At 58.4% G+C, this 7,831-nt stretch carries 7 protein-coding genes; 4 read left to right on the top strand and 3 right to left on the bottom strand.

Annotated features, from left to right (window positions below):
- Nucleotides 1-215: 215 nt before the first annotated feature.
- Nucleotides 216-2,132 carry a potassium transporter Kup gene (locus sphst_RS11140; protein WP_043156574.1) on the top strand — a complete coding sequence of 639 codons (1,917 nt, stop codon included), beginning with the start codon at nucleotides 216-218 and terminating at the stop codon, nucleotides 2,130-2,132.
- Nucleotides 2,133-2,159: 27 nt separating this feature from the next.
- On the opposite strand, the gene sphst_RS11135 is transcribed toward sphst_RS11140, so the two are convergent.
- Nucleotides 2,160-2,393, bottom strand: a complete 234-nt coding sequence (locus sphst_RS11135; protein WP_199848957.1) for a hypothetical protein — start codon at nucleotides 2,391-2,393, stop codon at nucleotides 2,160-2,162.
- 245 nt (nucleotides 2,394-2,638) lie between these two features.
- On the opposite strand from sphst_RS11135, the gene sphst_RS11125 reads away from it, so the two are divergent.
- The 3 genes from sphst_RS11125 (at nucleotide 2,639) to sphst_RS11115 (ending at nucleotide 5,218) form a co-directional block, all read left to right on the top strand.
- Nucleotides 2,639-4,414, top strand: a complete 1,776-nt coding sequence (locus sphst_RS11125) for a PAS domain-containing protein (RefSeq protein ID WP_081877484.1) — start codon at nucleotides 2,639-2,641, stop codon at nucleotides 4,412-4,414.
- Nucleotides 4,415-4,419: 5 nt separating this feature from the next.
- Entirely contained in the window at nucleotides 4,420-4,797 is a 378-nt protein-coding gene (locus tag sphst_RS11120; protein ID WP_031393513.1) for a response regulator, read from the top strand.
- An 82-nt stretch (nucleotides 4,798-4,879) separates the two neighbouring features.
- Nucleotides 4,880-5,218 (top strand): response regulator, encoded by a 339-nt coding sequence (locus tag sphst_RS11115; RefSeq protein WP_234387585.1) that lies wholly within the window; start codon nucleotides 4,880-4,882, stop codon nucleotides 5,216-5,218.
- Nucleotides 5,219-5,323: 105 nt separating this feature from the next.
- On the opposite strand, the gene sphst_RS11110 is transcribed toward sphst_RS11115, so the two are convergent.
- Together sphst_RS11110 and sphst_RS11105 are read right to left on the bottom strand one after the other, a co-directional pair.
- Entirely contained in the window at nucleotides 5,324-5,758 is a 435-nt protein-coding gene (locus sphst_RS11110; RefSeq protein ID WP_031393515.1) for a pyridoxamine 5'-phosphate oxidase family protein, read from the bottom strand.
- 490 nt (nucleotides 5,759-6,248) lie between these two features.
- On the bottom strand, nucleotides 6,249-7,274 hold the full coding sequence (locus sphst_RS11105; protein ID WP_031393516.1) for an IS110 family transposase: 1,026 nt from the start codon (nucleotides 7,272-7,274) through the stop codon (nucleotides 6,249-6,251).
- Nucleotides 7,275-7,831: the final 557 nt, after the last annotated feature.

Genomic DNA, 7,831 nt, shown 5'->3' with positions numbered 1-7,831 from the left:
CGACATTCGAGACGTTCGAAACTTAGGAGATGCGCGACAGGGCGTTTCCCTTTTCCATAGTTACTTCTTCATTCCGAATGAGCGGCAGACACTGTGTCGGAATTGCGTCAAGGCCGGGGACGATGTCAGCTATGGATGGCCACTGCATCTATCGAGCGGAGGTCAGATCCCGCTGGAGCGATGACGGGGATGTCCTCGAACGCAAAGAGTTTCCTATGGATCAATCGACTGCCTCAGCCACCGGTCGCGACGCGGATCCGACGGAGGCTGGGCATCATCCCCAGGCGGGTCTGCTGAAGCTGACACTTGGTGCGATCGGTATCGTGTTCGGGGATATCGGCACATCGCCGCTTTACGCCTTCCGCGAGACGTTTGCCGGGCATCATACCCTGACGGTCGACCGCCTCCACGTCTTCGGCGTGTTGTCGCTCATTTTCTGGTCGATGATGATCGTCGTCACGCTCAAGTACATCACCATCCTCATGCGGGCGGATAACCGTGGCGAAGGCGGCAGTCTGGCATTGCTTGCCTTGATCACCCGCAAGCTGGGTGACTCGCGTTCAACCGCCGGGCTTGTCCTGCTAGGGGTGTTCGCCTGTGCGCTGTTCTACGGCGACAGCATGATAACCCCGGCGATTTCGGTGCTGTCGGCGGTTGAGGGGCTCACTGTCGTCAATGCCAGCTTCCAGCCATTCGTGATCCCGATCGCTATCGCGATTCTGATCGGGCTGTTCTCCATTCAGCGCTTCGGCACGTCTGCGGTCGGCACGCTGTTCGGCCCGGTGGTGAGCATCTACTTCCTGACGCTGGCCGTGCTGGGGGTGATCGGTATCTCGCACGATCCGTCCGTCATCCTGGCGCTCAATCCCTATCACGCATTCGGCTTCTTCCAGGCGGACATGTGGCGCGCCTTCCTGGCACTGGGGTCGGTCGTGCTGGCCGTCACCGGTGCCGAGGCCCTCTATGCTGACATGGGCCATTTCGGCCGAACTCCGATCAAGGTCGGCTGGATTTACCTGGTCCTGCCTGCGCTGATGCTGAACTATCTTGGGCAGGGTGCGCTGCTTATCGCGCAGCCGTCGGCAATCACGAGCCCCTTCTTCATGCTGGCGCCGGAGTGGTTTCGCCTGCCGCTGGTTATTCTCGCGACCTTCGCCACCATCATCGCTTCGCAGGCGGTCATCTCGGGCGCTTTCTCGGTGACCCAGCAGGCGATGCAGCTCGGCTTCATCCCGCGCCTGAAGATTACCCACACTTCGGTCTCTGCCGTTGGCCAGATCTACATCCCCATCATCAACTGGGTGCTGATGGCGATGGTAATCGTCCTCGTGCTGATGTTCCGTTCGTCAAGCAATCTGGCCTCGGCTTACGGCATCGCCGTCACCGGCGCGATGTTTATTGATACGTGTCTGCTGACAGTTGTGCTGTTCCGTCTGTGGCACTGGAACAAGTTCATAGCGGGTGGTTTGCTGGCGTTGTTCTTCCTCGTCGATGGTGCTTATTTCGCCGCCAACCTCCTCAAGGTGCCGGACGGTGGTTGGTTTCCGTTGCTGATCGGTGGGATTGCATTCACGTTGCTGACGACCTGGGGCACCGGCCGCAGGATCGTGGCAGAACGCATGCGTGCGCCTGACGATATCGAGACGTTTATCCGATCAGCTGCAAGCTCGATTGGGCGGGTGCCAGGCACCGCCGTCTTTCTGAGCGCGGCCGCCGATGGCGTACCACACGCACTCCGGCATAACATCAAACACAATAAGGTGCTGCACGAGCGTAACGTCATCGTGACCGTCCAGTTCGAGCGTGTACCGTTCGTGGACGAAGCTGCCCACGTGGCTATCATCGATCTTGGCAACAAGTTTAGCCGGATCATCCTGCGCTACGGGTTCATGCAGAAAACAGATGTTCCTGAAAGCCTGCAACAGGCTGAAGGCTGCGGGATCGGACTGGAACTGGATGACGTCAGCTTCTTCCTAGGACGGCAGACGATTATCCCCACCAAGCTGCCGGGCATGGCGCTTTGGCGGGAGCGTCTTTTCGCCTTGATGGTGCGGAGCGCGGAAACGCCAATGGAGTTCCTGAAGCTGCCATCGGCTCGCGTGATTGAGTTGGGCAGCCAGGTGGAAATCTAAGCAGATATGCCGGTCGGCGACCGGCCGTCATTTCCGCTTGAGATCCTTCACGATAGGTGTCGCCGCGCTCATGCCCTCCCATTCGGCGTCATTCAGCTCGAGCTCGATCACAAGCTCGAAGCCGTTCTTGCCGGCGATGCAGGGGGTGCCGAGAAACACGCCCTCGATCCCGTATTTGCCTTGAAGCCGCAGTCGAGACTGCGAGCACGGCGTGCTCGTTGCAAAGCACCGCTTCGCATGTGCGCTGGACGCTAAGGCCAATCGCCTATTCGGTATGCCTCTTGTGCTTGACGACCTCCCGTGGCGCCTGCCGCACGCGATCGAGCAACAGGCTGGTTTCCCTACCCTGATGGAAAATTACCCACTTTTGCGATGACAGCTCTCCGCTCGCTAAACGTCCGATTTGCTGGTCGCCGAAGGGTACGGGCGGGGGCATTCCCTTCTGATCAAACCTTGCTAATGCCGCCAAGGGCAAGCAGGGGGCTATGTCCTCCTGAGTGCTGGACATGACCAACATCGAAACGTCGCCCTTTGTGGATAGACTGCTGGCTTGGTCGCTACGCCATTCGATCCGGCCGCTAACGGGCAATGTCATTGCCACCGTGGCTATCATCATGGTGGGTCTGATCCGCGCGCTGTTTGTCGCGTCGATCGTACCCTGGCTTTTGTTCATCCCCGCGGTACTGCTGATCGCGTTAATGCTGGGCCGAGCAACGGGGATATACGCCAGCATACTCGCCGCGATCGTCGCCGGCCTTTCGATCGGTCACGCCAGCGAACCTCTATGGCTTACGTTGCCGCAGTGGACAGGAAGCATCGTGTTTGTCGCGGTGGCGTCAGGCATAGCCATCCTTGCAGCAGAGCTACGGGCAGCGTTTGCTCGGGCGACAAGACTGGCAAATGAGAAGGAGGCTGCCAGCCTACAGCTGGCTGAGCGTGAAGCCTTTCTGTCTAGTGTTCTTGCTAGCTCAACTGACTGCATCAAGGTCCTCGATCTCGATGGCCGCATTACTTTCATGTCCGAAGGTGGTCAGAAGGTCATGGAGGTCAGTGATTTCAATGAAATCGCTGGCTGCCCATGGCCGGACTTTTGGCAGGACAAGGGTAATATCGACGCTTGCGCTGCCATTGCAGCGGCCAAGGCTGGCGAAAGCCACAGCTTCACCGGTAGAGCTGAGACAATCGCCGGTACACCCAAATGGTGGCATGTAGCGGTCAGCCCGGTATTGGGGCGAAACGGTAGGCCCGAACGCATCCTTTCAGTCTCACGTGACATTACCGCGTCGCGCGAACATGAAGAAGAGCGCGGCCAACTCGTCCGAATCGTCGAGAACAGCGCTGACTTTATCGGCATAGCGCGGCTTGATGGCAGCGTGTTTTTTCTGAACGATGCAGCCTGCCAACTGGTCGGACTCGATCCTGGCGCAATCAATAGCGTAATGATCGCTGACTTCTTTCCGCCGGCCGAAGCGGAGGCCGTGTTGACGGAGGTTTTGCCAGCCGTAACCCGAGACGGCAGCTGGTCCGGTGAACGGATGTTCCTCCACTTTCAAACAGGCGAGCTGATACCGGTCCTTTACACGGTTTTCCCTGTCACCGACTACGACGGCACGCTCATTGGCTACGGCACTGTTACGCGAGATTTTCGGGAGCGCAGGCGAGCGGAGGAGCAGCAGGTACTACTCAACCATGAGCTGAGCCATCGCCTGAAGAACGTTCTTTCGGTCGTCCAGTCCGTCGCCGCTCAGACGCTACGTCAGGCTGACAATCTTCACGATGCCGGCGAAGCCTTGTCGGCACGGCTCGTGGCACTGGGCGAAGCGACCAATGTCCTGACAGCTCAGTCGTGGGCATCCGCGGATCTTGCCGAACTAACAGCGCGTGCGTTGGCGCCGCACGGAGGGCTCGGTGATCGGATCCATGCCGAAGGGCCACCGGTTACGTTAAAGCCTGAAGTAACACTGGCCTTGGCATTGGCGCTGCATGAGCTTGCTACCAACGCGGCCAAATATGGTGCGCTGTCCAATGCTACCGGACAGGTATGGCTTTCCTGGAGCATTGATGAGGGAACAGAACCTGGCGGCTCGCGCTTTTTAGTGAACTGGCGTGAAACAGGCGGACCACAGGTTGTCCCCCCTACCCGCCGGGGTTTTGGATCGATGATGATCGAACGGTCGCTGCGATCTTATTTTAAGGCTACGGCGCAGATCGAATATCTGGAGAGCGGCCTTGTCTTCTGTCTTGATGCACCGCTCGGTGAAGCCGCAATGGTGGGCAAGTAAGCGTCATGGGCCAGAGTAAACCGATCAACAGTCGCAGCATTCTCGTCGTTGAGGACGAAGCGCTAATTCGTTTCAATCTCATCGACTATTTCGAAAACGCTGGCTTCACCGTTTATGACGCAGAGAACGCTGACGGCGCGATAAGCATTCTTGTCGCCAACAGCAGCATTCGCGTCGTACTCACCGATGTTCAGATGCCTGGATCGATGGACGGCCTCCGCCTTGCCCACCACATTCGCAGCCGTTTTCCGCCAACGATCCTCTTCATCACCTCTGGTGTGATTTCTCTGGGCGAGAGAGACATGCCGGCTGACAGCTTCTTTCTCCCCAAGCCCTTCAACCCGCGTAGCGTCGTGCGGACGATCGACGGGCTACGAAGCTAATTTCCATCTGACTCAATTAGTTGGGCCGAAAGTTGTTTTCGGCACGTTAACCTGGATCATAGGAGTTGGTCCGATCTGTCACGTGCTCATCATCGAAGACGATCCGATCGTAGCGATGCATCTATCGCTGCTTGCGGAGGACGCAGGTGCGACGTCGATTGGAATGGCCGATACTGAGGCAGATGCATGTATTGCGGCTCAGGCACAGCGGCCCGATGTGATCCTCTCAGACGTACGTCTGTTTGAGGGAACCGGTCCCGGGGCGGTCGCCCGCATTCGTACAGACCATGGCCCAATTCCGGTTATCTTCGTCACCGGCACACCGGAAGAGTGCAACGCGTGCGACTATGCTGCTGCGATCTTGACCAAGCCGGTCAACGACCGGGCGCTAGTCGCGGCCTTCGTCCAAATTGCACCGTAGCTGCGGGTTTGTCGCAAAATAAGCGATTTTAAAAACGTCCGAAAGTCAGGACTTCCGCGACAATCCCGCGAAAGCCCTGTGTGGTAGGGACGTTAGGTGCCTCGCTCAGATGGTGATCTCGCCCTCGTCGCTACCATCCCAGTAGCGGATCGCCTTTGCATCGATACGAATCATCACTACACCGGGTGTGTCGATGCCCTCGGGAAAGTACCGATCGAGATCCTTTGTCCAATGATCGGCGAACGCGGCTTTGTCTTCGATCAGCGCAGCGGCGCCTTCGACAGTTACAAACAGCGGGGGACCGCCGAGCATACCGACCGCACCGGTATAGCTAAGCGTAACGTGCGGATCGACGCGCAGGTCGGCAATCTTTCGCGAGTTTTGATAAGCGAAGAAGTAGCTGTCGCCTCGATATTCGACATCGCCGTTGTTGCTCATCGGGCGGGCTGTCAGGGTGCCGTTGGGTGAGCGAGTGGCCATCATCGTAAAGTCCAACTTTGCCATCTTCTTTGACAGGTCGTCTAGGCTGAGGTCCGACATGGTGTTGCTCCTTCAGTTTGGGCCAGGAAGTATGCCCAAGCGCTTACAACGAATGGAGCGACGTATCGGTCGCGCGAGCCAATGCGACCATCGGCCCACGTTGCCAGAACTCCGTACTTTTACGACTGCGCCGCTTTCCCGTCGTTTAATCGCGACCCGGAAGTCAAGGTTTGAAGGCATAGATCATGCTCGAGGCGACGATGGAGCCGCTCCGGGGTGGTCGACTGAAGCAATCGCCTTTCCGTGGTCGCCGAGCGTGTACGTATACCGGGTGCAGGGTCGTTTACGCGGTCGGGACGGTGCCTGCCGCAGGATGGCTATTCGCGGATCGAGATCTTCCAAGGTTTCTCACGCAGGCTGCTCGCTGGGGAGCCGCTGCAACGGGAAAGGCGGAATGATCCAAACCACGCCCCGGCAGGGACGTTTCGGCGCGTCGGGTAGAAGCGACGCTATGGCGTAAGTTCGTTTGGCAACTCCTCTGCTGGCATGGTCATGCTGTGGTCACCGGCCGGCGCTCGAAGCATTCGCCGGACTTCAGCATCGCGTGCATGACGACGGAAAGCTTGCGCGCGACTGCGATGGCGGCACGCTTGAAGCCGACCTTCTCCCGAAGCTTGATCCCCCACTGGCGTAAATCGCTGTCGGCATGGGCGCGCGTCAGGATGACGGTCGCGGCTTCGTAGAGCAGTCCTCGCACGTAGACGTCACCCCGCCGCGAAATATGCCCGTCATAGTCGACCTCGCCAGATTGATAGCGTCTGGTCGTGAGCCCCAACCAGGCGCCAACCGAGCGTGATCTGGCGAAGTTGGCCGGGTCCTCGATCGCGGCGATAAAGGAGCAGGCGGTCAAGGCGCCAACGCCAGGTATTGAGGTGAGAAGCTGGCACTGTTTGCTCTGTCGGGCGGTACCGACGAGCTGCTTGCTCAACCCAGCAACCTTGACACGGAGTTCCCGCCACACGGCCAGAAGCGGTAGGATGATCGGCGCTAATCCCGGATGAGACCCCGCCAGATCGCAGACATGGCCGTCGAACACACGGCCTAGCCCCTTGGGTACGATCAGGCCGAAGGTCTTCATCAGGCCGCGTATCTGGTTCGACAGCTGAAGCTGCATCTTTAGCAACTGGGTCCGCGCGGTGACCAACGTGCGCACTAGCATGTTGTCATAACTCTTTACCCGGACCTGCTTGTAGAAAGCAGCTTCGGCTAGATGCGCGAGGCCATCGGCATCGTTCGCGTCGGTCTTGTTGTGCGCCATGTCGAGGCCCTTCTTAGCCTGGCGGGCGTCGATACAGATGGCAGGCAACCCGGCTGCTGTGAGCTCATGATAGTACCAGGTCGATAAAGGGCCCGTTTCGAACACGACCCGACTCACGTTCGGGGCGCGTTTGTAGATCATTTCTGCCAGTATCTTGGGATCAGACGGGCATTTACCTCGCCATATCCGCCGCCCGTCCTCGCAAACCGAGATGAATGTATCTTTCAGTGAAACGTCCAGGCCGATATACTGTGCCACGGCTGTTCTCCATTCGATGTTTGGGCCCGGCGTCCAGTCGTGAGCCCGTTTCGCCATCCTATCGGGGAACAGCCACCTGCCGAAATGCGCAGCTTCATCTACTGTCAGGCACATTTGAGGCGAATCGCTCTCCCGCGATTACGCCATGTTTCTCCGTCATCATTCGGCTGTTTTGGGAAAAGCCAATCGGGAACAGGTTTTGGGAAAATGGCCAAGCTGAGGCAAGAGCCCGTCCCATCCCCGTTCGGCTGCCCCAAGCGCCGTTCCCAAACGGGAAAGCGTCGAAAGGCACAATGTTGGCTATAGCTATCCGCCTGAGACGCTTACGGTTGGAAGGGGCGGATGATGAAATCTACATTTTGGCTGATGGTTCTGATACTTGGGGTCATTGCGTCAGGGGTAGCCGCAGTTGCGGAATGGCGCATCGGCAGACGCTCAGATGATCGTCGCCACCTATGGGGAGCGGGAGCGTCAGCACTCCTCGGTTTGGTCCTTGCGTCTTATCTTTTAGGTACCCCCTAGCTGGTGACTTGGCCTAGCAGCAAAACTGCTTTCCC

It is taken from the genome of Sphingomonas sp. STIS6.2, assembly GCF_000732685.2.
In the GTDB taxonomy this organism is placed as follows: domain Bacteria; phylum Pseudomonadota; class Alphaproteobacteria; order Sphingomonadales; family Sphingomonadaceae; genus Sphingomonas; species Sphingomonas aerolata.
Note: the sequence above shows the minus strand (reverse complement) of the source record. Positions and strands in the feature narration are given on the sequence as shown.